The 24,459-nt window shown below is 62.1% G+C and carries 20 protein-coding genes; 6 read left to right on the top strand and 14 right to left on the bottom strand.

What is annotated here, in order from left to right:
- Nucleotides 1-97 precede the first annotated feature (97 nt).
- Nucleotides 98-1,102 carry a hypothetical protein gene (locus tag ACILSQ_RS08055; protein WP_395743085.1) on the bottom strand — a complete coding sequence of 335 codons (1,005 nt, stop codon included), beginning with the start codon at nt 1,100-1,102 and terminating at the stop codon, nt 98-100.
- A 107-nt stretch (nt 1,103-1,209) separates the two neighbouring features.
- Between ACILSQ_RS08055 and ACILSQ_RS08050 the strand changes: the two genes are divergently transcribed.
- Both ACILSQ_RS08050 and ACILSQ_RS08045 read left to right on the top strand, forming a co-directional pair.
- Entirely contained in the window at nt 1,210-3,192 is a 1,983-nt protein-coding gene (locus ACILSQ_RS08050) for a sulfatase-like hydrolase/transferase (RefSeq protein WP_395743084.1), read from the top strand.
- Between the two features lie 46 nt (nt 3,193-3,238).
- Nucleotides 3,239-4,723, top strand: a complete 1,485-nt coding sequence (locus ACILSQ_RS08045; protein ID WP_395743083.1) for a sulfatase — start codon at nt 3,239-3,241, stop codon at nt 4,721-4,723.
- 2 nt (nt 4,724-4,725) lie between these two features.
- Here ACILSQ_RS08045 and ACILSQ_RS08040 read toward each other — a convergent pair whose 3' ends face one another.
- The 4 genes from ACILSQ_RS08040 to ACILSQ_RS08025 all read right to left on the bottom strand — a co-directional run bounded on the left by ACILSQ_RS08040 (nt 4,726) and on the right by ACILSQ_RS08025 (nt 9,142).
- The gene (locus tag ACILSQ_RS08040) at nt 4,726-6,891 is read right to left on the bottom strand and encodes a M56 family metallopeptidase (protein WP_395743082.1); all 2,166 of its coding nucleotides are present in this window, start codon (nt 6,889-6,891) and stop codon (nt 4,726-4,728) included.
- Nucleotides 6,888-7,274, bottom strand: coding sequence for a BlaI/MecI/CopY family transcriptional regulator (locus tag ACILSQ_RS08035; RefSeq protein WP_395743081.1), 387 nt, complete (start codon nt 7,272-7,274; stop codon nt 6,888-6,890). Before ACILSQ_RS08035 ends, ACILSQ_RS08040 begins: the two co-directional genes overlap by 4 nt.
- A 115-nt stretch (nt 7,275-7,389) precedes the next feature.
- Nucleotides 7,390-7,788: a thioredoxin domain-containing protein gene (locus ACILSQ_RS08030; RefSeq protein WP_395743080.1), complete on the bottom strand. Its 399-nt coding sequence runs from the start codon at nt 7,786-7,788 to the stop codon at nt 7,390-7,392.
- 46 nt (nt 7,789-7,834) lie between these two features.
- Entirely contained in the window at nt 7,835-9,142 is a 1,308-nt protein-coding gene (locus ACILSQ_RS08025) for a DUF2314 domain-containing protein (RefSeq protein WP_395743079.1), read from the bottom strand.
- A gap of 198 nt (nt 9,143-9,340) precedes the next feature.
- Between ACILSQ_RS08025 and tkt the strand changes: the two genes are divergently transcribed.
- Nucleotides 9,341-11,317 (top strand): transketolase, encoded by a 1,977-nt coding sequence (gene tkt, locus ACILSQ_RS08020; RefSeq protein WP_395743078.1) that lies wholly within the window; start codon nt 9,341-9,343, stop codon nt 11,315-11,317.
- A 171-nt stretch (nt 11,318-11,488) separates the two neighbouring features.
- Nucleotides 11,489-12,733 carry an MFS transporter gene (locus ACILSQ_RS08015; RefSeq protein WP_395743584.1) on the top strand — a complete coding sequence of 415 codons (1,245 nt, stop codon included), beginning with the start codon at nt 11,489-11,491 and terminating at the stop codon, nt 12,731-12,733.
- 9 nt (nt 12,734-12,742) lie between these two features.
- Here ACILSQ_RS08015 and ACILSQ_RS08010 read toward each other — a convergent pair whose 3' ends face one another.
- Genes ACILSQ_RS08010 through ACILSQ_RS07970 form a run of 9 tightly spaced genes read right to left on the bottom strand, consistent with a single transcriptional unit; the run spans nt 12,743 to nt 20,473 of the window.
- Complete coding sequence (locus ACILSQ_RS08010) at nt 12,743-13,489, bottom strand: hypothetical protein (protein ID WP_395743077.1); 747 nt, start codon at nt 13,487-13,489, stop codon at nt 12,743-12,745.
- Complete coding sequence (locus ACILSQ_RS08005; protein ID WP_395743076.1) at nt 13,486-14,523, bottom strand: SAM-dependent methyltransferase; 1,038 nt, start codon at nt 14,521-14,523, stop codon at nt 13,486-13,488. Before ACILSQ_RS08005 ends, ACILSQ_RS08010 begins: the two co-directional genes overlap by 4 nt.
- Nucleotides 14,524-14,562: 39 nt before the next feature.
- On the bottom strand, nt 14,563-15,357 hold the full coding sequence (locus tag ACILSQ_RS08000) for a DUF1295 domain-containing protein (RefSeq protein ID WP_395743075.1): 795 nt from the start codon (nt 15,355-15,357) through the stop codon (nt 14,563-14,565).
- Nucleotides 15,347-15,847, bottom strand: coding sequence for a DUF2062 domain-containing protein (locus ACILSQ_RS07995; RefSeq protein WP_395743074.1), 501 nt, complete (start codon nt 15,845-15,847; stop codon nt 15,347-15,349). Before ACILSQ_RS07995 ends, ACILSQ_RS08000 begins: the two co-directional genes overlap by 11 nt.
- Nucleotides 15,844-16,176 carry a DUF1475 family protein gene (locus ACILSQ_RS07990; RefSeq protein WP_395743073.1) on the bottom strand — a complete coding sequence of 111 codons (333 nt, stop codon included), beginning with the start codon at nt 16,174-16,176 and terminating at the stop codon, nt 15,844-15,846. The genes ACILSQ_RS07995 and ACILSQ_RS07990 overlap by 4 nt, the downstream gene beginning before the upstream one ends.
- 4 nt (nt 16,177-16,180) lie before the next feature.
- The gene (locus ACILSQ_RS07985) at nt 16,181-17,461 is read right to left on the bottom strand and encodes a class I SAM-dependent methyltransferase (RefSeq protein ID WP_395743072.1); all 1,281 of its coding nucleotides are present in this window, start codon (nt 17,459-17,461) and stop codon (nt 16,181-16,183) included.
- Nucleotides 17,458-18,258, bottom strand: coding sequence for a DUF1365 domain-containing protein (locus tag ACILSQ_RS07980; protein ID WP_395743071.1), 801 nt, complete (start codon nt 18,256-18,258; stop codon nt 17,458-17,460). The genes ACILSQ_RS07985 and ACILSQ_RS07980 overlap by 4 nt, the downstream gene beginning before the upstream one ends.
- Complete coding sequence (locus ACILSQ_RS07975) at nt 18,258-19,535, bottom strand: NAD(P)/FAD-dependent oxidoreductase (protein ID WP_395743070.1); 1,278 nt, start codon at nt 19,533-19,535, stop codon at nt 18,258-18,260. The genes ACILSQ_RS07980 and ACILSQ_RS07975 overlap by 1 nt, the downstream gene beginning before the upstream one ends.
- Nucleotides 19,532-20,473: an acyl-CoA desaturase gene (locus ACILSQ_RS07970; RefSeq protein ID WP_395743583.1), complete on the bottom strand. Its 942-nt coding sequence runs from the start codon at nt 20,471-20,473 to the stop codon at nt 19,532-19,534. The genes ACILSQ_RS07975 and ACILSQ_RS07970 overlap by 4 nt, the downstream gene beginning before the upstream one ends.
- Before the next feature lie 162 nt (nt 20,474-20,635).
- On the opposite strand from ACILSQ_RS07970, the gene ACILSQ_RS07965 reads away from it, so the two are divergent.
- Nucleotides 20,636-21,361: an RNA polymerase sigma factor gene (locus ACILSQ_RS07965; protein WP_395743069.1), complete on the top strand. Its 726-nt coding sequence runs from the start codon at nt 20,636-20,638 to the stop codon at nt 21,359-21,361.
- A 65-nt stretch (nt 21,362-21,426) separates the two neighbouring features.
- Complete coding sequence (locus tag ACILSQ_RS07960) at nt 21,427-24,450, top strand: protein kinase domain-containing protein (RefSeq protein WP_395743068.1); 3,024 nt, start codon at nt 21,427-21,429, stop codon at nt 24,448-24,450.
- Nucleotides 24,451-24,459: the final 9 nt, after the last annotated feature.

Raw genomic sequence — 24,459 nt, 5'->3', positions numbered from 1 at the left:
AATTAACGTACAGAAATCGCTGATTGGCGACGCCGTCTATCCAGGCCAGCGGCGCAGCACAATTCGCGCGGCGGATTTGTCCATGGAAGACAGGGAATCAACGCGTAACGGGCACATCCAGCAGGAAGTCGGCCTCAGCTTCCGTGAAGCCCTGCTTCAGCAGGCCTTCCTTCACCTTCTCCACCGGCGCCCCGGGGAAGACATTGAGCACCTGCACAAAGAGCAGATAGCGCTGCCGGGGAAGAAAGGAGCGCAGTGCATTGGCGACTCCATTTTTTCGAGTTTCAGGCGTCATGCCTTCCGGTCCCCCAAACCTGGCCATACTGTTTGCCTCGCCTCCAGCGGCATCATATTGCCTTTGCAGGCTTTGCAGATTGGCGACCAAAGCATGGAGCAGATCCCAAAAGTTTTTGTCCAGCCGGCTTTGATCCTCGGTGCGGTCCAGGCATGCAGCGAGCCGCAGGGCCGTCGCCTCCGCAAACGAACGCTGGATACCTGCCCACATGGATGAGCCGGGCGCTTTGAGCGCCAGACGGTCCAGCTCGGGAAGGGTCTTGATGTAGTAGGGCAGGTCTGATGGCTGAGTCTCAGCCAGATCTTCAAAAAGCAGAAATTCCTCGGTGTAGATCTTGCTGCACAAGGCATCAAACACCCCCGGCTTGTCGGCCAGAGAGCTGAGGCTTTCGAGTTCAGCGCGCTGATTTTTCCGCTTTGTCTCAGCTTCCGCTTTCTGGTCCGCTGCCATCTTTGGCACAGGCGGGGCGGGATGCCGCGGCTCATTGATAAAAGCCCTGATCGAGACAGGCCCCTCGCCTTTGCCATACCCCACCATCAGAAGCGTGGGATTTCCGAAACGGTTGCTCACCCTGGCCGCACCTTTGATCTCCCATTCCACACTTTTGGCGCTTTCGGGCACAACGGTGAGCTCCACCCACTCGCCGGGTCCCCAATCCATGCGTATATCTGGACTGCCATCAGGCGCATGCGCCAGCGTGCGGGTTTCGATTCTCCACTTGGGCGCTTCTTCGCCAGTCAAAACTGGCTGCGCGCAGAGCACAAGCAGCAGCCCCCATGAACCAAGCAGCGCATGAATTTTCATCATCCTTCAGGTTATGCCGCATCCCCCGCCGCAGCGTCGAACTTTTTCCGCTCACACTACCTGCATCATTCCTGAAGGATCGCCACATCCGCCTTCGTTCCACCCGCCCCATGAAGCTCCTCAGCCTCTTCCTTTCGTCATTCCTCATTGCCTCACTCCGTTCGCTCCTTCGGAGCAGCACGCGCTTCGCCGTGCTGGCTGTCTCGCTTTGCTCGGCTCAGGTTTCGTCGTTCGCTGCGGAGCAGCGCCCCAACATCCTCTGGCTCACCAGCGAGGATCACGGGCCCCACATGGGCTGCTATGGCGACACCTATGCCACCACGCCGAATGTCGATGCGCTGGCGGCCAAGGGAATGCTTTTCAAGCACGCCTGGTCCTGCGCTCCGGTTTGCGCGGCGGCGCGCACCACCATCATCGCCGGCATGTACTCGCCCTCCACCGGCGGCGAGCACATGCGCAGCATGGTGGCCATGCCGAAGGGCAAGAAGATGTACCCGCAGTTTCTCCGCGAGGCGGGCTACTACTGCACGAACAACAGCAAGGAGGACTACAACCTGCAAAAACCTGAGGGCGTGTGGGATGCGTCCGCAGGCAACGCACACTGGAAAAACCGCAAGGAGGGGCAGCCATTCTTCGCCATTTTCAATGAGACGTGCAGCCACGAAAGCCAGATTCGCAAACGCCCGCACGTGGCCATTCACGATCCCGCCAAAGCGCGCGTGCCGGCCTACCATCCCGACACTCCCGAGGTGCGGCAGGACTGGGCGCAGTATTATGATCAGGTCACCCTGGCCGACGCCTCGGCTGGCAGACGCCTGAAGGAACTCGCAGACGCCGGCCTCGCGGAGGACACCATCGTCTTCTACTACGCCGACCACGGCAGCGGCATGCCGCGCAACAAACGCTGGCCCTGCAACTCAGGCCTGCAGGTGCCCATGGTCGTTTACTTTCCGCCGAAGTGGAAGCACCTCGCGCCCAAGGAATACGGAGCCGGCGTGAAGTCAGACCGCCTCGTCAGCTTCGTCGATCTCGCACCCACGCTGCTCAGCATCATCGGCGTGCAGCCGCCGGAGTGGATGCAGGGCCACGCCTTTGCCGGCCAGTTTCAGACCGAGCCGCAGCCCTACGTGTACGGCTTCCGCGGCCGCATGGACGAGCGCTACGACTGCGTGCGCAGCGTCACGGACGGCCGCTTCGTCTACCTGCGGAACTACATGCCCCACCTCTCCCAGGGGCAGCATGTGAACTATCAGTTTGAAACCCCCACCACCCGTGTCTGGCGCGCGCTCTACGATACCGGCAAAACCACGCCCGAACAGTCCATCTTCTGGAAGGTGCCGAAAGACCCCGAAGAACTCTACGACCTGAAGAGCGATCCCGATGAAGTGCACAATCTCGCTGCGCAGCCCGAGCATGCCGCCACGCTCGCCAAAATGCGCGCCGCACAGGAAAACCTCGCCCTGAAAATCCGCGACGCCGGCATGATCTCCGAAGGCGAGATGCACCACCGCTCCGAAGGCACCACGCCCTACGACATGGCGCATGATGACAAGCTCTACCCCATGGCCCGCATCCTCAAAGCCGCGGGCCAGGCCTCCTCCATGAAGGCGGACGCCATGGCCGACCTCAAAGCGGGGTTTGTCGACAAGGACAGCGCCATCCGCTACTGGTCCGCCATGGGCATCCTCATGCGCGGCGGCGATGGCCTGAGTGCGGCTCATGATGAAATCCTCCAGGCCGCCAAAGACAGCTCCAGCGACGTGCAGGTCGTGGCGAACTGGGCCCTGGCCAAATACGGCAGTGAGTCCGAGCGCAGCGCCGCGCTGCCAGCGCTCGTGAATCTCGCCAACTGGAGCCAGCACGATGTCTTCACCTCCATCAGCGCGCTCAATGCCATCGGCGATCTCGGCGACAAGGCCGGGCCTGTGGCCGCGCAGATCAAGGCGCTGCCTGCCAAGGGCGAATCTCCCGACGGCCGCTTCAATAGTTATGTGCCGCGTCTCCTCGGCGACCTGACAGGAGAAAAAATCGCCGCTGATTCTGAAGAAGCCCCGGCCGCAAACAAGAAGGCGCGGAAGAAAGGGAAGAAGTAGGTGAACCGCTTTTCTCCCGCCTCATCTTTTCATTGCCGCCATGTTCATGTCCCTGCCCCGCCTCCTCGCCTGCCTGCTGCTCTTCATCAGCTCCGCCACCGCCGCGCCCAATGTCATCCTCTTCATCGCCGATGACGTGAGCCATGACGACCTCGGCTGCTACGGCAACGCCGCCGCACGCACGCCAAACATCGACAAGCTCGCCGCGAAAGGCCGCCGCTTTGACGAGGCCATCCTGGTGGCCAGCAGTTGCAGCCCCAGCCGCTCCAGCATCATCACCGGCCGTTATCCGCACAACAACGGCCGCGCCTCGGAGCTGCACCAGCCCATCGCCGCGCATCTGCCATGGTTCCCGCGCCTGCTGCGCGAGGCAGGGTGGTATACCGCGCTGGTGGGCAAACACCACATGACCTCCGACAAACCCGCCGCAGGCGAGCAGCCGCAGCCCGCGCCCTTTGACCTCGTGGACAACGGCATCGCCCCCGGCAACAAAGGCGGCCACGCCACCTGGGTGAAAACCGTGCGGGAGCGCCCAAAAGATAAACCGTTCTTCTTCTGGTTCGCCTCTCTGGACGCCCACCGCGCCTGGGACGCTGACAAGGACTGGAATGCCGACCTCTACGGCCCCAAGCATGATCCCGCCAAGGTCATCGTGCCGCCTTACCTCAATGACGATGCCGCCACCCGCGAAGACCTCGCCTCCTACTACAACGAAATCACACGCTGGGACCACTTCATCGGCCTCGTCGTCGCAGAGCTGGAAAAGGAAGGCACGCTCGAAAACACGCTCATCCTGGTCATGGCGGACAACGGCCGCCCTTTCCCGCGTGCAAAAACACGCCTGCATGACTCCGGCATGAAGACGCCCTTCATCGCACACTGGCCCAAAGGCATCAGCAAAGCGGGCACGCCCACGCAGAGCCTCATCAGCAGCATCGACATCGCGCCCACCGTGCTCTCACTCGCCGGAGTAGCCGTGCCGCCCACCATGCAGGGCCTCAGCTTTGCCCCGGAGCTGGCAGACCCCACCGCCACCACGCGCAGGTACGCCTTCTCCGAGCACAACTGGCACGACTACGAGGCGCATGGCCGCTCCGTGCGTTCGGAGGGCTTTCTCTACATCGTCAACTCGCGCCCCAACCTCGCCTGGCAGGGCCCGGCGGACTCCGTGCACTCCCCCTCCTTCCAGAGCCTGCGCGCCGTGCGCGATGCCGGAAAGCTCACTCCGCCTCAGGCGGATGTCTTTCTCTCGCCACGCCCGCCCGTGGAGCTCTACCGCACCGACGCCGACCCGCTGCAGCTTCACAATCTGGCCGATGATCCCAACTACGCCTCCGTGAAACAGCGCCTGGCCAACGCCATGGCCGAATGGACCACCGTCACCGGCGACTCCGCCCCCGCGAACCTTTCCAAAGACTCCTTCGACCGCGAAACCGGCAACAAACTCAAGCTCAAGGAGGCTGACTACCGCGGCACCCCGGCGGGCTGGGACAAGGATGCCGCGCATATCAATGCGCCGGGGCCGAGGTGAGGTCAGCCCGCGGTTTTGGCAGGCCCTTTCTGAGCGGTTGTTGGTGTCTTTTCCGCCGCCGGTTTGGCTTCGCCCCGCCAGAGTTTCCAAATAGGGAGGAGGCCGCTTTGCACGACCTCTGTGGCAGGGCTGGCACGCTCCTGGATCGCCACGTAGTCCGTGTTTGCGGCCAGTCGTGGGTCCTGTTTGAGATGGTCGAATAGCTTTTCATAAGCTTCTCTGGCTGCCTTGGCTTGTTTGTCGAGCAGCTGATACTGAGCGATTTTCGCCCCCATATGGAGTGCCTCTTTCTGCTTCTCAGCCATCTGAGTTTGCAGGATGGTCACCCTTCTGCGGCTGTTCTCCGCCCTTTGCTCCATTTCTTCCCTTAGAGGCTCAACAAGGGCGTTGAGCAGGAACTTCGCTTTGGCGACTTTTTCTTTGGTCGCGACCACCTCCGTGTGATCTGCCTTGTGAGTTTCGAGCAGATACTTCAGCTCATTTTCGAGGCGGCGAAGTTCGCTCTGGCTCTGAACATAATCTTTTTCTGTCTGTGTCAGCGGTTGTCCGCTGCTGACCCGGGTCTGAGCGATCGTCATCGCTGCCGGAATGCTGCTCAAGGCCAGCTCTTCTTCCGCAAGATTGGTCCGGGCCTCGTTCAACTGGGAGGCAAGCTTGCCCAGAAACTGCGCGGCCATGTCATTGCCATTGGTCAGTGTCAGGAGGTTGTTGAGCTTCTGAAATTCAGCCAGCGCGGCAAGCTTGTCCTCCATCACTTTTTGCGCCTTCACTGCTTCCTCAGCGAGCTTCCGCGTGTTTTGACCGGCGGCCTGCTCACGGACGGACTGCCTGAACCCGATGAACTCATCCAGCAGCGCATCCAGGAAAATCCGGGCGTATTTTCCGCTTTCGCAACGCGTCTGCACGCGAAACAAGGTGGAGCCCTTGGTCTGCGCCGCCTGAACCTCGACATTCTTGCCTTCCAGATTTGGATTCAAGACACGCACCCGCTCCAAAGCGCGACGCTTCATTTCGGCGGACTCCAGCGTTTCAACGATGGTGCCATAGAAGTCTTCATGCTGTGCCTGCCAGTTACCGCCCGCGTCCGGGAAACCTCCCGCCACCAGTATCGCCTCGCTCTGATAAACCGGCGTTTTCGGCTTGAACTCCACCTTCGTCGCGGCCAGCACCGCAAGCACCACCGCCACAAGGGCTATCAAACTCATCGCACCGATGCCGATGCGGCCACGCCATTGATTGCTCTTCATCAGCTCACGCACGCGCCGCTGCACGGACTCGCCGCCGAACATCGTCACGCCCGGCATCTTGCGCATTCGTGAGGGCAGGCCTGCGGCGATCTCCACCAACGTGCGAGCGTAATCTTGCGTGCTGCCTCCGGCGAGCACGGCGGCATCATCGGCTGCATGCTCGGTTTCGTTGCGAAGGCTGTGCCAGGCACGCAATGCCAGCGGCTGCCACCACCACAGGCAAACGGTGAGCTGCGCCAGCCAGTGCCACGCCACATCTCCGCGCCGCAGATGCGCCAGCTCATGCTGCAGTACCGCGCCCAGCCGCTGCTCATCCCAGGTGCTCGCCTCCGGCGGCAGCCAGATGACCGGCCTGCGCCAGCCGGAAAGCATGGGCGACTGAAGGCGCTCCGCCACGCGGCAGTGCAGGCGCGCAGGCGCATTCATCTCACGCAGTCTTTTGGAGATGTGCTCTGGTGCCGGGCGGCTGTGCTGGCGCAACCAAAACAGGCCCGCCCAGGCGGTGAGGATGCGCCGGCACAGCAGCAGCAGGGCGACTGCCAGCCAAGCTTTGACACTTTCACTCTCCAGCCAGGCCAGCCCGCGCTGCCACAGCGTTTTTTCCGGCAGGACGAATGCGGGGCTTTCTGACAGCACGGGAGCCATTTCAACAGGCGGAGCAGGGAGGTTCACGCGCCACTCCATCACCGCCACCGGTGGTGCGGCCTCCGGCATCAGCCGCCATGCCGCCACCAGCAGCAGGACCATCATTGTGATTCGCCACACCAGGCTGCGTGCCCGTGCGGAGCGGCGTTGCAGTTGCAGCGCCACGCAGCCTGCCACGCAGACCACGGCGCTGCTGGTCAGAAAGGCCGACACCATCAGCCCCAAGTTCGGGTTTCGTGTGAGAAACCGCAGCAGATCTTGCATCCAGTCGTTCATGGTTCACGCGCCTCCTCGATGAGTTGAATGAGTTTTTCCGCCTCCTCCTTGGAGAGCTTCACATTCTTCTGACCCAGCAGCGCCAGCGCCGCCTCCCCTGCGGAGTTTTCAAAGAACCGGCTCACAAAGCTCTGCAGCGCGCTGACCCGCGCCTTCTTCGGAGAAACCGGCAGCGAGAACCAGTCCCTCCCCTCCGCCTGGGTTTTGAGCAGAACCCCGCGCTCCACCAGCAGCCGCAGGATGGACCGCACCGCCGAGTAAGTCGGCGCCTCCGGCAGCTTTTCCTCAATCTCACGGGCGGAGAGCCGCCCATGCTTCATCACGATCTCCATCACCTGCCGCTCACGGCGGCTGAGCTCATTGGAATGTTTGTCGTCCCACATGGGTGCTGATTTTTCAACACCCGTTGCCATCCGTCAAGCCCTATGTTGAAATTTCAACACCATGCGGCTGCAGGGCGGCCTGAGCCATTCGTTTGTGCGCGGCGCTCCGCACCGCTCAAAGCCCCAGCAGCGCCCGCATTCTCTCCTTCGGAATCCCCCCGATCTCACGCCCGATCTCGCGCCCCGATTTGAACGCGATGAAGGTGGGAATGGGCCCCACGCCATGCTCACGCGCCAGCTTGGGGTCTTCATCAATGTTGATGCGGACCACCATCGCCTTGCCCTTCAGCTCCTTTGCCAGCTCGTCCACCATCGGCCCCACCACCTTGCACGGGCCGCACCAGTCCGCGTAAAACTCCACCAGCACAGGCACTTTCGAGAGCCTCACGGCGCTGATGCTCGTGGTGCTGCCCGCGCCTCCGCCCGCGGCCGGACGCAGCATGTCAAAGGCGATCCAGCCGATGTACAGCAGGACGGCCCCGGCAACCCACAGGACGATGTTTCCTTTGTTCACGCGGTACCATCCGGGTCAGAGCGGAGTCTGGCAAGCCCTGATGGATTCAATTATCCGCGCCTTTTCCGCTTTCCCGTTTCTGTTTCGCCGCCTCCACAATGGCCTGCTGCGTGAAATTCCCCAGCGGGTTGCCCTCCGCATCCGGGCAGATCCAGTCGGACACTTCCCCGACCGCCACCTCCACCTGCGATCCCATCCGCAGTTTCGTGGTGTGCATGGGATGATTGATCAGATTGCCATGGGCATATTCGGGCTCCAGTCCAAAAACCTGCAGCCACATGTGCTCCACACGGCCGTCCTCGCCAGTGAACGGCGCCTTCACGATGAAGCGCTCGTCGTCAGGCTGGCGCTTCTTGAAGGCCTCCACAAACTCCGGCCACCGCCGCCGCGCCTCGTCAATGGCCTTTTCGATCGTGTCGCCGTCAGGCACACCGATGACGGGCGCTTTGACTTCCTCCTGCAGCGCCTCCAGCGGAGACTCGCCACACAGGGTCTTTTCCAGCTCCGGGGACCAGAGGTTGAAGAAGTGATGCTGGGGACACAGGATGGCCATCACATCGTCATCCGCCAGCGCGGAGACGGCCTTGCCGATCAGGCGATAGGCTTCGTCCTGGTCGAGCTTGGTGTCCTTGGCCTGCATGAGGTCCACCGCCAGCCAGGCGCTGTGCTCGCGGATGATCTCGGCAAAGCGCAGGTTCGGCACCCGCCCGGCCGTCTCCTCCGGATCTTCAAAGTAGGCGCTGTCACGGTTGTGCACCATGAACATCGCGAAGGTGGGCTTGTGCACCATGACAATGAACAAAGGATTCTCCCCCGCGACAAAACCATCCGCCTCCTTCACATCCTCTTCCCCGCCGGCGATCTGCAGCCCCCAGGCTTCGGAAAGCGCATTGGCCAGCACCTGCGGCTCCAGATAGCGCTGCTGGCGGCGCAGATGGACGAGGGAGATGATCGGCTTTTCATGGTCCTCCTCGCTCTGCTTTTCCTGATCCGCATCAGGCTGGTCCTCCCCGGCGAAATCATCCAGGATGCCGCTGTCTGGCTTGGTCCACAGGTGATAGGCGATCAGGCCATACAGGGCGCTCCACATCGCCTGCTTCCAGGTAAACTCACGGGCCACCAGCCCATAGGCTTTAAAGCCGGAGATCCAGATCAGCATCGCCGTGCCGACCAGCCGCGTCCACCGCAGCCGCATCAGCAGCCCCAGCGCGGTCACCGCCATGAGAGCACCCATGATCCTGGAGGATTGATTGCGCATCCATGTCCCGATCATCACCCATGCCCAGGCGTGGAAGCCCAGCAGCAGGGCGGCGCAGGTCCAGTTTGAGGTAAGCCAGTTGATGATTCTCTTCATTTTCCTTCTTGTGGCATGCTCTCTGACTGTGGAGCAAGCCATTTCGCACAAGGCGCATCACGCAAGCCCGGACAGACGGCGTCCGATTCCCCCCAGTTTTCGACCTTGAAACCGCCCCCCGCACCAGTAAGGAAGGCGTCCCGTGCCTGGCCGCATCTGGCGCGTCTTTCGACCCCCTACCGACCCCGAATCCTCTACATGAACAAAACCCTCCTCGCTCAAGCTGCCAACGAAGCCCGTGGTCTCGCCATGGATGCCGTGCACAAGTGCTCCTCCGGCCACCTCGGCCTGCCCCTCGGCTGCGCCGAAATCGGTGCCGTGCTTTTCGGCCAGAGTCTCCAGTGCGACCCCGCCGATCCGAAATGGCTGAACCGCGACCGCTTCATCCTCAGCGCCGGCCACGGCTCCATGTTTCTCTACTCCTGGCTGCATCTCAGCGGGTATGACCTTTCCATCGATGAGGTGTCCAAATTCCGCGTGATGGGCAGCCACACGCCGGGCCACCCGGAGTCCTTTGAGACCGTGGGCGTGGAGTGCACCACAGGCCCGCTGGGCCAGGGCATCGGCAATGCGGTGGGCTTTGCCCTCAGCGGCAAGATGGCTGCGGCGAAGTATAACACCGCCGAGCACAAGATTTTGGACAATCACGTCATCGTCCTCGCTGGCGACGGCTGCCTGCAGGAAGGCGTGGCACGCGAGGCCGTGGCCTTCGCCGGACACAACAAGCTGGACAACCTCATCCTCATCTATGACTCCAACGATGTGACGCTGGACGCCATGGCGAAGGTCACACAGGACGAAGACACCGCGGCCATCTACACCGCCATGGGCTGGGATGCCGTGACCATTCCCGGCAATGATCTCGACGCCATCCTCTCCGCCCTCGAAACCGCCAAGAAGAACAACAACGAGAAGCCCAAGATCATCATCGCCCGCACGCTCATCGGCAAAGGCATCCCCGAAGTGGCCGGCACTGCCAAGGCCCACGGAGAAGGTGGCGCGAAATTCGTCGATTCCGCCAAGAAGGGCCTGGGCCTGCCTGAGGGCACCCACTTCTACGTGAGCGACGAAACGAAGGCTTACTTCGCCGATCTGAAGAACAAGCGCGCCGCCATCCACGGCGAGTGGAACAAGGTCTTCCTTGCCTGGAGCGCTGCCAATCCAGAACTGGCCAAGCAGCTCGACGCCGCCCGTGCGCACAAGCAGACCGCCGCCGACCTGCTGAAGCTCATTCCTGAATACCCGGCCGAGGGCAAGGCCGCCACGCGCAACAGCGGCGGCGAGATCCTGAACCATCTGGCCAAGGCGATCCCCTACCTCGTCACCGGCAGCGCCGACCTCTTCGGCTCCACCAAGAACTACATCAAGGACGGTGGCGACTTCGGTCCCACGAATCCCACCGGCCGCAACATCTGGTTCGGCATCCGTGAGCACGCCATGGCCGCCATCTGCAATGGCATGGCCTACGACGGCCTTTTCCTGGCCAGCGGAGCGACGTTCCTCGTCTTTGCCGACTATTGCCGCCCGAGCATCCGCCTCGCTGCGCTCTCCCGCCTGCCTGTGACCTACATCTTCACGCACGACTCCGTGGGCGTGGGTGAAGACGGCCCGACCCACCAGCCGGTGGAAACCGTGAGCGGCCTGCGCGTCATCCCGAATCTAGACGTCATCCGCCCCGGCGATGCCGAAGAAGCTGCAGCCGCCTTCGCCGCAGCCTTCAGCCGCAATGACGGCCCCACGCTTCTCGCGCTGAGCCGCCAGGACCTGCCGCACCAGGGTTCCGCCAGCGCCGCCACCCGCCGCGAAGGCACGCTCAAGGGCGGCTACATCCTCGTGAAAGAAACCGCTCCGCTGGAAGCCATCGTGCTCGCCACCGGCTCCGAAGTGCAGCACGCCGTGGCAGGCGCCAAGGGCAAGCCCGGCGTCCGCGTCGTCAGCATGCCCTGCTTTGAACTCTTTGACCGCCAGTCCGAAGAATATCGCAAAGAAGTGCTGCCATGCTCCTGCAAGAAGCGCATCGCCATCGAGGCCGGCGTCTCCGCCCTGTGGTGGAAGTACGTGGGCTGCGAAGGCCAGATCATCGGAATCGACCGCTTCGGCATCAGCGCTCCCGGAGACCAGGTCTTCAAGAAGCTGGGCATCACCGGCGAAGCCGTGGCGGCAGCGCTGGCGTAATCCGCCTCACAACACGAAGACTCACGAAGAGAGGCTGGAGACAGCCTCTCTTTTTTGTACGCACGTCTTCCCGCGGGTGCACGGCGTAACCTTTTTCCACATCAGACCAGAGAGGACCATTTGAGCAGATCCATGAAAGCGTACGAAGGAGAGCAAGCGAGGCATGACACCATGACGGAGGACCAGCCACCGCATGCGCGCGAAGGCAGCAGCGCCGCTGAGAATGCGAAGCAGACGGTCTTTGCGCTGCTGTTTGCCATCAGCTTTTCCCACATGCTGAATGACACCATACAGGCCCTGCTGCCCGCCATTTATCCTGTGCTCAAGGATTCGTATGGACTCACCTTCACACAACTCGGGCTTATCACGCTGACCTTTCAGGTCACCGCTTCGCTGCTGCAGCCGCTGGTGGGCTACATCACCGACAAACGCCCTCTGCCCTACTCACTGCCGGTGGGCATGGGTCTGACTCTGACGGGCCTGCTGGCGCTTTCCAAGGCGCAGAGCTTCCCCGCCATCCTCTTTGCTTCGGGTCTCGTCGGCTCAGGCTCTGCCATCTTTCATCCGGAGGCATCTCGCATCGCCCACATGGCGGCGGGCAGGCGGCGGGGGCTGGCGCAGTCGCTGTTTCAGGTGGGTGGAAATGCGGGCTCCTCCATCGGACCGCTGCTGGCGGCGTGGTTCATCGTGCCGCACGGGCAGGCGGCACTCTCGTGGTTTTCCATCGTCGCGCTGCTGGGCGTGGCCGTGCTGTGGCAGATCGGCCTGTGGCAGGCGCGGAATCTGTACCGCATCCAGCGCAAGCCTGCGCGCTCATCCACTGCCGCACGCCCGCATCCATCCTCCCGCCGCGTGGCCTCCGCCATGGCCATCCTGGTGGTGCTGATCTTTTCCAAATACGTGTACCTCGTAAGCCTGAGCAACTACTACACCTTTTACCTCATGGAGCGATTTCACGTCTCCGTGCAAACCTCCCAGTATTATCTGTTTTTGTTCCTCTTTGCCGTGGCGGTGGGCACCATCGTGGGCGGGCCGGTGGGCGACCGCATCGGGCGCAAGCGCGTCATCTGGTTTTCCATTCTGGGCGCCGCGCCTTTCTCCCTGTGGCTGCCGCATGCAGGCCTGTGGCTCACGGCGGTGCTGACGGTCATCATCGGGCTGATTCTGGCCTCCGCCTTCTCCGCCATCCTGGTGTATGCGCAGGAGCTGATGCCTGGAAAGGTGGGCATGATCGCGGGGCTGTTTTTTGGCCTGGCCTTCGGCATCGCGGGCATCGGCTCAGCGGTGCTGGGAAAACTGGCCGACCATGAGGGCATCAACTTCGTCTTCCACTTCTGCGCTTTCCTGCCCCTGCTGGGCCTGCTGACGGTGTTTCTGCCTGAGGTGGAAAGCGAGGCCGCGAAAGCGGGCCATTGAAGGGAATGCTCAGTCGAGCGACTCCAAAGTCTTCCTTCCACGCTCCTTGGTCTCCGGATCGTCGCGGTCGCGGTTCTTCATCGCGAGTCCTTTCTCAATGTATTTCCGCGCCTCTTCCTTGCGCCCCATCAATGCGAACGTTCGGCCAAGCTCGACGCAGTGAATAAGACGTCCTGGATTAAGCGCGATGGCTTTCTGAAAACACTTCACCGACTCGTTGTACGATGCGTTGGGCAAGGCGCCATAGACGATTTTTGCCAGGGCGCGCGTCATGCCGCCGATCTGCGCCAGCTCCTGGTTCCAGCGGCCCAGCAGATGCCACGCAAAGTCATCTTTGGGATTGAGCTTCGCCGCCGTCTCCGCCTCCGTTTTGATTTTGTAAGAGGCCTCGATGCCCTCCTTGTTGCCGAGCAGCGGGGAGAGCTTGCCAAGACAGATGGCGACTGCGAGGTGCGGGTCAGATTCCTTTGGAGCCAGCTTCACCGCGCGCTCTGCGTACGCGAGCGCAGTCCGTCCTGACTTGAGCTGTTCATCCTTGGAAGACAGATCCGCCATGCGGTACACATACTGTCGTGCGATCTTCACCAGCAGCGCAGCGTCATTTGGGTTCAGCTTTTCGGCGGGCAGATAATACTGAAGCGCAGCCTCAGGCTTGAACTGCCCATCATACTCATCTCCCTGCTTCACCAGTTCGGGGAAGCCGGCAAACGCGAGCCCGGTCAGCAAAACAAAGCCGATTGTCAGGAAGGTTCTCATGGCTTGATAAAACGATAATGGGAAACGATCCATTCCTCGCCGCCGCGATAGCCCCAAAGCTCGGCGCAGGCCAGAAAGAAGAGGCGCCACCAGACCCACCACTTGGTCACCTCGTCTTTGCCGTAGGTCTCGGCAAAGAGAGGCAGGATCTCCGCCTTGTGCGCGTCCATGTTGGCCAGCCAGGCCTCGCTTGTTTTGGAATAATGCTGACCGCTGACGCACCAGTGATCCTCGATTTTGAGATCGTCCTGGAAGTAGAGCAGCAAGTCGTCGCTGGGCATCTGGCCGCCGGTGAAAAAGTACTTGGCCATCCAGTCGTCATCGCTGCGCACCTCATAGTGGTAGGCGTACTCGCGGTGCGTGAAGATGTGCACGAAGAGCTTGCCGCGCGGCTTGAGCCAGGTGGAGACGCGGCGCAGCAGCTCCTGGTAGTTTTTCATGTGCTCAAACATCTCCACCGACACGCAGCGGTCGAAGATGCCGTCTCCCACACCCGGGAAGTGCACCATGTTGGCGGTGATGATGGTGAGGTTTTTCAGCCCGCGCTTCTCCGCCTCGGCATCGATGAAAAGCTTCTGCGTGCGCGAGTTCGAAACGCTGGTGATCTGCGCATTGGGATAATGCTCCGCCATCCACAGCGAGAGCGATCCCCAGCCGCAGCCGAGTTCCAGGATGCGCTGCCCATCCTGCAGTTCCGCGCGCTCGCAGGTGCGCTTCAGCATGGCGGCCTCGGACTCATCAAAGGTCGTGTTTTCATCCGGCCAGTAGCCGGAGCTGTATTTGAGATGCTTGCCCAGCACGAGCTGGTAGAAGCGCGTGGGCACCTCGTAGTGCTGCTCATTCGCCTCATCCGTGGCGATGGCCACGGGCATCTGCTTGAGATCCTGCACGTAGCGCATGAGCGCGGCGCGCTGGGCCTCAGCAGTGGGCTGCTTGTTTTCCCGCAGCGTCTCCGCCAGCCTCTGACGGATACCCAGACGGATCATGGGATCTGGGAGGATGTTCCTGGCGAGGATGGCGTTGATGGTGCTCATGCGTGTGACGGGTTATGCGATCTGTTGGGGAAATTGGATTCAGTTTTTTGGCGGCCACGGCACAAAGGCGCTCGTGGTGCGCTGGTATTCGCGGTAGGTGTCTCCCTTGCTCTTCACCGCGCACTCTTCCGTGAGCGGGATGCCGGTGACGCGCAGCAGAAAGTGGAGCATGAGCAGCGGCGCGTACAGCGTGACCCAGCCCCAGGGCGAGCCGCAGGCAAAGAGCCAGAAGCCCCACCACACCACGGACTCAAAAAAGTAATTCGGATGCCGCGAGTAGCGCCACAGACCCACCTGGCAGACCTTGCCCTTGCTGGCGGGGTCCGCCTTGAAGCGCTGCATTTGCGCATCGCTAAGGGCTTCTCCGGAGATGCCGGTCAGCCACAGCAGCGCGCCGGCGATTTCGATGACGTTGAGCTGCGGCGCTGGGTTCAGGCAGGCCAGCAGCACGGGCACTGCCAGCAGCACGATGAGCACGGCCTGGGCCTGGAAGAAAAAGAAGAAATTGCGCGCCAGGGCATCGCGCCATTTTTCGCGCAGCACCGCGTAGCGCACGTCTTCATGCGGATGGTGGCGTTTGACGCGGAAGAAAAGGTAGGTGCCCAGACGCACGCTCCACACCACCGCCATCGTCACGGCGATGATCTTGCGCTGCGTCCACCCGCCACCTGCCAGCGACGCATAGAGCGGTGCCACCACGGCGAGCGCGTAAGACCACGTCACATCCACAAAGCTGAAATTGTCCAGCTTGAGGCTCAGCAGCCAGGTGAGGGCAAAGAGGCCCACGGCCACCGCCGTACCTACGGCGGTCAGAAACCAAAAGTCATGTGTCATGATGGGGGAGGCGGATGTGTTCGTGCAGTTTCTCCACGAAGGGCCTGCTGATGAAATAAACCGACGCGATGAGCACAGGCGCCAGCAGCAGCCACACCACCACGCCGTAGAGACCGATCATGCCAAAGTCCTTCATGAACTGCCACGGCCCAGTAAAGAAGCGCTCCATCATCATGGAAATGGAAAGCGGCACATGTTCCGCACCAAACAACGACTCACCAGCGCGCATGAAGAGCAGAATGGTGGCGAGCTGTACCGGATACACCAATTGAAGAAACACCTGGAGCACCGGCTGATTGAGCTTCAGCCAAACGCCAAGTCCCAGCCCGAGTACCGTCGTGGTGCCCAGCAGCGGGAACACCCCTGCCGTCACTCCAAACGCGATGGCCTGCGCGATCTTGGACGGTGTCGTCCCTTGCTTCAGTTGCGCCACCACCGGCTTCACCACCCAGCGGCGCCACAGAGATTCGTGCTGAACGGGGTCATTCATGCCTTGCGGAGGAGGATGTCCTCCATGCGCGCTGTGGCGGGCACACAGAAGAGCAGGATGAGCATGTAAACGGCCATGGCGATGTTTCCGAGAAGGAGAACGCCAACCAGCCAGCCGAGGCGGGACAGCCACGAGCGCTCCTTATACGCCAGCCAGCAGTAAAAAGTGAGGAAGGCCCAGTAGGTATCAAACAGCGTGGCGATGAACCACGGATGACTTCCCACAGAGCCGGGCAGAGCCCACAGCGCACACTGGGTCGAGGCCCAGCTCGTGACTCCGAGCATGGACACCAGAACGATGCTGAAAAATACTCGAAAAAACCAGATCATGGTTCTAGAAGGAACGGTGAAGAGTGGTGTTGTTCGGGCGGGTGTACACGGCCTGCACCACGCTGATGTTCCGCGTGGCAAAGGCGGCCTCGCAGTACTGCAGATAGTAGTTCCACTTGCGCATGAAGCGCTCGTCAAAGCCCAGCGCCTTGACCTCGGCGGCCTTGGCATTGAAGCGCTCAAACCACAGGCGCAGCGTCTTCGCATACGAGGCGCCGAGATCCTCCAGGCCGTGCATGAACATCTCGCTGGTGCGGTTGATGGCCTCATTCACACGGCCGACGCTGAGCAGCAGCGAGCCGGGGAAGATGTGCTTCTGGATCCAGTCCACGCCTTTGCGCAGGTTCTTGTGCTGGCAGTCGGCCACGGTGATCATCTGAAAGGCCAGCAGCCCCTCGGGCTTCAGCACCTCGGCGCATTTGGCGAAGTAGGTCTCCAGATATTTGTCACCCACGGCCTCCAGCATTTCGATGGACGCGATCTTGTCGAACTGGCCTGTGATGTGGCGGTAGTCCTGCAGGCGGATTTCCACCCGGTCTGCCAGCCCCTCGCGCGCGACGCGCTCGGTGGCGTACTTGTGCTGCTCCTGCGAGATCGTCACCGCCGTGACACGGCAGCCATGATGTTTCGCCGCATGGCAGGAAAAGCCACCCCATCCACAGCCGATTTCCAGCACGTGGTCTCCCGGCTTGAGCTGCAGCTTCTGGCAGAGCGCCTCATACTTGGAGTGCTGCGCCTCCGCCAGCGGCTGGCCCGGATGCTCAAAGCGTGCGGCGGAGTAAGTCATCGTCTCATCCAGCCAGAGGGAGTAGAATTCATTCCCCAGATCGTAGTGCTCGGAGATGTTCCGACGGCTGGTGGTCACGCTGTTGGGCCGCAGCAGATGATGCACGCGGTTCACGACATTGAGCAGGTTCACAAACGCCACCTTGCTGGAGGAGGAGCTCCCGCCCTGGGTTTTGGAGAGATTGAGGATGAACCACTCGATCACCGCTGCGATGTCGTCGGTATCCCAGTCGCCCTCCACGTAGGCCTCGCCAAAGCCCACGTTGCCAAACAGCACGCAGTGTTTGAAAAACTCGCGTCTGCGGATTCGGATCTCGGCAGTTATCGGCGCACCGGGAGCTCCCAGCATCTGCGCCCGGCCATCCGGATGCACCAGGCGCATACCGCCATGCACGAAGGGCTTGAGCGAAAGCATGAAGAGCCGCTCGTAGAAGCCTGGCTTGGCTGCCGCCGCATTGGATACCAGGAGAGGAGTGTCGCAGGTGATGGTGTCGTTCATGATTTTCCGGGTGAAATGGATGCGTGGGGCCGCAGCACTCCGAGCTGCAGCGCGGCATTGGCCGTCTTCCGATGCCAGGGGATGCGCTTGATCCACAGCAGCAGCGCATGCCAGTGAATGAGAAAGATGACGCGCAGGGTCAGCAGCGGATACTTCACCGCACACAGCAGCAGCGTGGCATCCGTGAGCGATCTGCGGCTGCCAGTGAGCGAGGTAAGCAGCACACGATCATCTTTCTGCCGGTCATCGATGTGGATCTCCAGCTTTCCATCCGGGAGCCGCAGCTTGAAATCAAAGCTCAGATCCAGCGCGAAGAAGGGCGACACATAAAAGTGCTTGGGTGTGACGAGGCGGAAGCGCTGCGCATCCTCGACCGTCTTCAGAATGTAGGGCTTCTGCTCGTGGAAGGTGTTGGTCACTTCGGCCACGGCGCACACCGGCTGACCGTCGGCATCATAGGCGTAGTAGAAGCACACCGGATTGAAGATGTAGCCCAGCACACGGGGAAAGGTGAGCAGGCGGATGCTGGCGATGCGTGTGGTGTCCACGCCGTTCTCCGCCAGGTAGCGCAGGATGTTGGCCTTCACACCCTCCGCACCGAGATCAAGATGATCGCGGTCGAAAAACGAGAAGAGATTGAAGCGGTTGCGGCTGAAGAAGCGCAGCCTGCTGGAGAGGCTGTCGATCTCGTCGAGATCCAGCCAGAGATAGAAAACGTTGTAGTTGAACCGATGCACCTTGGGCTGCAGCCGGTGGTGCATGACCTTGCATTCGTAGATGGCGGATGAGTCAGGCATTACCAGGGTTCCCTTCCGAGGAGATCGCGGCACAGGGCCACCGCCGAACCAAAGGCGTCCTCGTGGAAGCCGTAGCGGAAGTAGCTGCCGCAGAAGTAGGTGCTTTGGTCGGGCGAAATTCGGTTGAGCTCGGGAAGCTGTTTCTGTGCATCAATGGCGGCCAGATCAAAGAGTGGGTGCTCGTAGTTGATGCGCTTGAGCACCTTCTCCGGCGCAATCTCATCCGCCGCATTGATGGCCACAAAGTAGTTCGTCTTGTCAGACACGCCCTGCAGGCTGTTCATCCAGTAATGAGTACTCGGCTCGATGCCGCCGTCCGCACCCTCACGGATGCGGTAGTTCCATGAGGCCCAGCATTTCTTCGTGCGCGGCATGAAGCGCTCATCGGTATGCAGCGTGGCGATGTTGGGCTGGTATTTGAAGCAGCCGAGCAGCGCGCTCTCGCGCTCGGTTGGCTGCGCCAGCATGCGCAGGGTCTGGTCGGCATGGCTGGCAAAGACGACCTTGTCAAAGGTCTCTGCGGCGCCATCGCGCGGGTAAACCTTCACGCCGTCGGCGCCCCGCTCCACACGCACCACCGGAGAGCCGAGACGAATGCGGTCCCGGAAGGGCACGGTGAGCTTCTTCACATACGAGCGCGCGCCATCCGTCACCGTCCACCACGGATGCTGCGTGTGCAGGCCGAGGAAGCCGTGGTTGTGCCAGAACCGGATGAGCGTGAGTGCGGGGAATTCCAGCATCAGCTCCGGCGGCGTGGACCACACGGCGGAGCTCATAGGGATGATGTAGATGTTGAGGAAATCGGAGCCGTAGCCCCGCGCCTCCACATACTCGCGCAGGGTCATGCGTGCGTAGCGTGCGTCGTCCAGCGCGGCCACCGCCTCGGCGTTGAAGCGGTTGATCTGCAGCATGAAACGCCAGAAGCGCGGGCGGATCAGATTGCGCCGCTGACCAAAGAGATGGTTCAGCGAGGTGCCATTGTATTCGATGCCGCTCGGCAGATGCGTGACGCTGAAAGACATGGAGGTCGGCTTGGTGGCCACGTCCAGCTCCTTGAAGAGGCGGGTCAGCAGCGGGTAGGTCACGTGGTTGAAGACCATGAAGCCCGTGTCCACCGGCAGCTCGCGCCCGTCTTCCCGCACCGTCACCGTATTGGTGTGGCCACCTGCGTAGTCGTTCTGCTCAAAGATGGTGAGATCAAAGTGAGGGTGCAGGAAATGCGCGCAGCCCAGGCCTGCGACCCCGGTGCCGACGATGGCAAGACGCGGGCGGCTCATGCTGGATTCCTCCCGTCAGAAAGTTTGAGCTGCTGCGCCTCACGGTACACGCTCGCGGGCACCACCTTGAGGTCCCAGATCAGGCCGGTCCATGACAGCAGCTTGAGCACGTAGTAGGAGATGTCGATCTCCCACCAGTAAAAGCCCTGCCGTGCGGAGCCGGCGTAGCGGTGATGGTTGTTGTGCCAGCCCTCTCCCAGAGTCAGCAGTGCGAGCAGCAGGCTGTTGCGGCTGTCATCTTCTGTCTTGAAGCGGCGGGAGCCAAACACATGGGCCAGAGAGTTGATGAAAAAGGTGGCATGCAGCAGCAGCACCGTGCTGATGAAAAAGCCCCATACCAACATCTGCGGACCGTTGGTTCCCATGCCCGGCATGTGCTTTTCCATCCAAGACCCTGCATACCAGAGCAGAGCAGCATACAGTATCGGCACCAGCTGGTCGTGGCGGTTGAGAAACACCAGCTCGGGAAATTTCTCCAGATCGCGGATGCGGCTGTAGTCCGTGGGGAAGTTTTTGGGGCTCGTCAGCCAGCCAATGTGGGACCACAGAAAGCCGCGCATGCGGGGAGAGTGCACATCAGGCGTCTCATCCGAGTGCTGGTGGTGGTGCCGGTGCACGGAGGCCCACCACAGCGCACCGCGCTGGCAGGAGGTGTTTCCCAGCACCGCAAAGAGGAACTGCATCCAGCGCGAGGTGCGGTAGCTCCGGTGCGAAAAGTAGCGATGGTAAAAAGCTGTGATGGCAAACATGCGCACCGCATACAGCAGCAGCGCCGCCACCAGCGCCGCCCAGCTGAAGCCCACCCACAGCACCAAAAGGCAGCCCAGATGCAGCACGATGAAGGGAATGCAGCGCCGCCAGTCGATGCCATCCGTCAGCTTGTCATCTCCCTGCCAGCCCGGCGGCCGGTAGTCGGAGTCATGCCACTGCCGGAGCATCACGGCAAAATGCCAGAGGAAGCTGCGCCGCTGAGGCTGAATGACAGGATTGTCGCTTTTCACGCCCCGTATTGCGCCTGTGCAATTCCGCTGGATTCAAAAAAATAACAAATCCTGGGCGAACGGCTTGTGCTGCGCGTGCAGGCCATGCTATGAAGCCGTATGAACGACTCCATCGCCCCTGGCGCGCGCGAGTTTCACACCACACGCTGGAGTCTGGTGCTTGCCGCCCAGCAGGGTGGCGATCCTTCCCGCATGCAGCAGGCCATGTCCGCGCTCTGCCGGGACTACTGGTACCCGCTTTACGCCTTTGTGCGCCGCCGCGGCCATGCCCCGCACGATGCGCAGGATCTCACGCAGGCGTTTTTTCTTTCGCTGCTGGAAACCCAGGCCGCCGCCGATCCCGCACGCGGAAAATTTCGCTCCTATCTTCTCGGTGCTCTGAAAAATTTCCTCGCCAACGACTGGCACCGTGCGCAGACGCAAAAGCGGGGCGGGGGTCAGAAGCTGGTGGAATGGGATGCGCTGGACGCGGAGGCGCGCTACGCCCTGGAGCCCGCGGAGCAGTCTGATGCCGAGACTTTGTATGACCGCCGCTGGGCCATGGAGCTCCTCTCCCGTGCGATGGAAACGCTGCGCGCTGAATTCGCCGCGAAGGGAGACGCGGAAACCTTCGAGCTGCTCAAAGGCACGCTGAGCGGGGCGGGCCCTGAGCGCGGGCAGCTCGCGCAGCAGCTCGGCATGAGCGAGGGCGCGCTGAAGGTGGCTGTCCATCGTCTGCGTCAGCGCTATCGCGAAGTGCTGCACGCAGAGATCGCGGAAACGGTGGATTCACCTGCGGAAATCGATGCGGAAATGCGGCACCTGGTGGCGGTCCTGCGGAGCTGAAATTTTTTTGTAACCCGCCTGCCGGAAACTTTCAGGAAGTCAGTGAACTCAAACATCCGCTCACCATGACTCCTGCCCAAACCTGCCCACGCTGCGGCGCCTCCCTGCCTGCTGATGCGCCCGCCTCCCTCTGTCCCGCATGTCTGATGAGCGGCGCGCTGCCCACAGATCCCGGCGCCACGATGATCATGGCGCAGCCCAAACCTCATGCCCTGCCACGCTCTGGCGAGGTGTTTGGCGGCTACCGCATCGAGCATGAGCTGGGTCGCGGCGGCATGGGCGCGGTGTATGCCGCGGAGCATCTGGAAAGCGGAAGGCGCGTCGCTCTGAAGGTGCTGAGCCATCAGCTCGACTCGCCGGACGCGCGCACCCGTTTCCTGCGCGAAGGACGCCTCGCCGCCTCCATCAATCACCCGAACAGCGTGTATGTTTTCGGCACCGAGGAGATCGATGACACGCCCGTCATTGCCATGGAGCTCATCGCGGGCGGCACCTTGCAGGACCGCATCCAGCGCGGCGGCCCGCTGCCCGTGGGCGGAGCGGTGGACGCCGTGCTGCAAATCATCGCCGGCCTCGAAGCCGCGCACAGCGTCGGCATTCTTCACCGCGACATCAAACCCGCGAACTGCTTCGAGGACCTCGATGGAACCGTGAAGATCGGCGACTTCGGCCTATCCATCTCCACCGCAGGCCGGGGTGACTCCATGCAAACACTTGAGGGCACCTTCCTCGGCACCCCAGCGTTTTGCTCGCCGGAACAGTTGCGCGGCGAGGAACTGAACGTGCGCTCGGACATGTACTCTGTGGGCGTCACGCTGTTTTACCTGCTCACCGGCCGCACACCTTTTGAAGGCAAAAACATGGTGCAGCTTCTGGCGAACTCGCTGGAGAAACCGGCTCCCTCTCCCGCACAGTTCCGGCCTGACATTCCAAAGGGCCTCGCGCGCATCGTGCTGCGTTGTCTGAACAAGCAGCCGACCGAGCGTTTCGGCAGCTATCAGGAGCTTCAGCAGGCGCTGCGGCCCTATGCCTCCATCGCGCCCACGCCCGCCACACTGGGCCTGCGCTTTGCCGCGGCGGTGATCGATCATCTCATCCTGAGTGTGGCGAATGTCCTGGCCCCGCTGTTTTTTCTGAGCTCACCCATGGATTATCTGAACCCTCAGATTCTCCGCTCCCCGGGCTTTCACTGGCTCATGGCGGGAATGTTTATCGCGCGGCATGTATACTTCGGCGTCACCGAGGGCATCTGGGGCGCCTCCGCCGGCAAGGCGCTGCTGGGCTTGCGCGTGGCCAGGCTCGACCGCAGCGCGCCGGGCATTCCGCGCGCCTTCCTGCGTTCGCTTCTGCTGCAGGCGGTCATGCTCATCGAAATCTTCCGCTACAGGATGGTGGATCCCACTCAGATCACCACCTGGAGCTACGTGTGGCTGTTTGTTCAGATCCTGTTCTTCCTGCTGTTCTTCGTCACCGCGCGGCGTCAGAACGGCTTTGCTGGACTGCACGACCTCTGGACCGGCACACGCGTGATTCAGAAAGCCGCGTACCAGCCGCGCGTCGCCATGCCGCACGCGGAGGATGCCGTCACCACCACGGAGGGCATGCGCAAGATCGGCCCCTTCCATGTCATCGCCACGCTGGCAGACTGGGGAGACCAGGTGGTGCTGCGCGGCTACGACACGCGGCTGCTGCGCCAGGTGTGGATCCGTCAGACACCCGCTGGCTCGCCGCCGGTTTCACAGACGCTGCGCAACATCGCACGCCCCCGCCGCCTGCGCTGGCTGCAGGGTGAGCGCGGTGAAACTGAATCCTGGGATGCCTACGAAGCCGTGGGCGGCACGCCACTGACGCAGCTCGTCACCACACCGCAGCCCTGGCGCGTGGTGCGGCACTGGCTGCACGATCTCGCCGCTGAACTGGACGCCGCCACCCGCTCTGGCTCGCTTCCGAACACGCTCGCGCTGGACCGCGTCTGGATCACCTCGGATGGCCGTGCCAAGCTGTTTGACTTCCCGGCTCCCGGCAGCATCCCGCCTTCTGCCGGCCCAGCCGCCACTCCGCAGGCCTTTCTGCATGAAGTCGCCTCCGCTGCGCTCGACCCTTCTCAAAAGCCAGGGCACACCGCCGTCATCACCGCGCCGGTGCCTCTTCCCGCACGCCGGACTTTGCACGGCCTCCTCCGCATCGCCGATCTGCGCACCATTGCCGCCCAATTTCAAACCTTGACGCAGCAGCCGGCGGAGGTTTCGCGCTGGCGGCGCTTTTCGTTGTTCATCGGCACCCTGGCACCTTCGCTGTTTCTCACGGCTTTCATGGCCATGGGCATGTCCTTCTACCATGCCTGGGCGGCAAAAAACCCGGCCTTCTCCGCCATCCGCGGCTGCCTCATGTCTTACGAGTCCATGCTCAAAGGCGAGCAGCAGCCGGGACTGGAAAACGTTCCGGTGGCCCAGGCCAGGGCCGCCATGGAGACCTACCTCGCGGGCACCTACGGCCCCATCGTGCGCGATCCGCAGCAGTGGGACGGCCCCATTGCAAAAAGCATCCTTCCTCCCCACCTGCGCGCCGCGCTGGAAAAGATGGTGAAAGACCACCCGCAGCCTACGCCGGATGAAGTGGCCCGGGCCGCGGCGCTGCTGCGGCCTCTGCTGGACACCCGCGTGGCGGAGCGTGCCAGGGAGCTCAGCTTCGAAGGCAAACATCATGCTGTTGATTTCATCACCGCCTCCGTGATGTGCGTGTACCTCCTTATCACGGCCGTGCTGTGCCTCTTCTGCGCCTTTGTCTTTCGCGGCGGCCTGCTCATGCACATTCTCGGCATTGCCGTGGTCACAAACCAGGGCGCGGATGCTTCACGGCTCCGCATGCTCTGGCGCAGCTTCATCGCCTGGGCGCCTGTGCTTCTGACACCCGTCATTTTCATCTACCTCGCTCCGCTGCTGCAGAGTCCGGGCGGTCATGACATGGCGCAGAGCCTCAGCCTGAGCGCGCTGCTTGTCCTGTCCGTAGCATTTGGCGTCGCCGTCATCGCCACACGCGGCCGTGGTCTGCATGACCGCCTCGCGCGCACATGGCTGGTGCCTCGTTGAGGTCCATGG

Origin of the sequence: Prosthecobacter sp. (assembly GCF_044227185.1) — a bacterium.
GTDB lineage: Bacteria > Verrucomicrobiota > Verrucomicrobiia > Verrucomicrobiales > Verrucomicrobiaceae > Prosthecobacter.
This window is presented reverse-complemented; position numbering and strand designations above follow the sequence as displayed.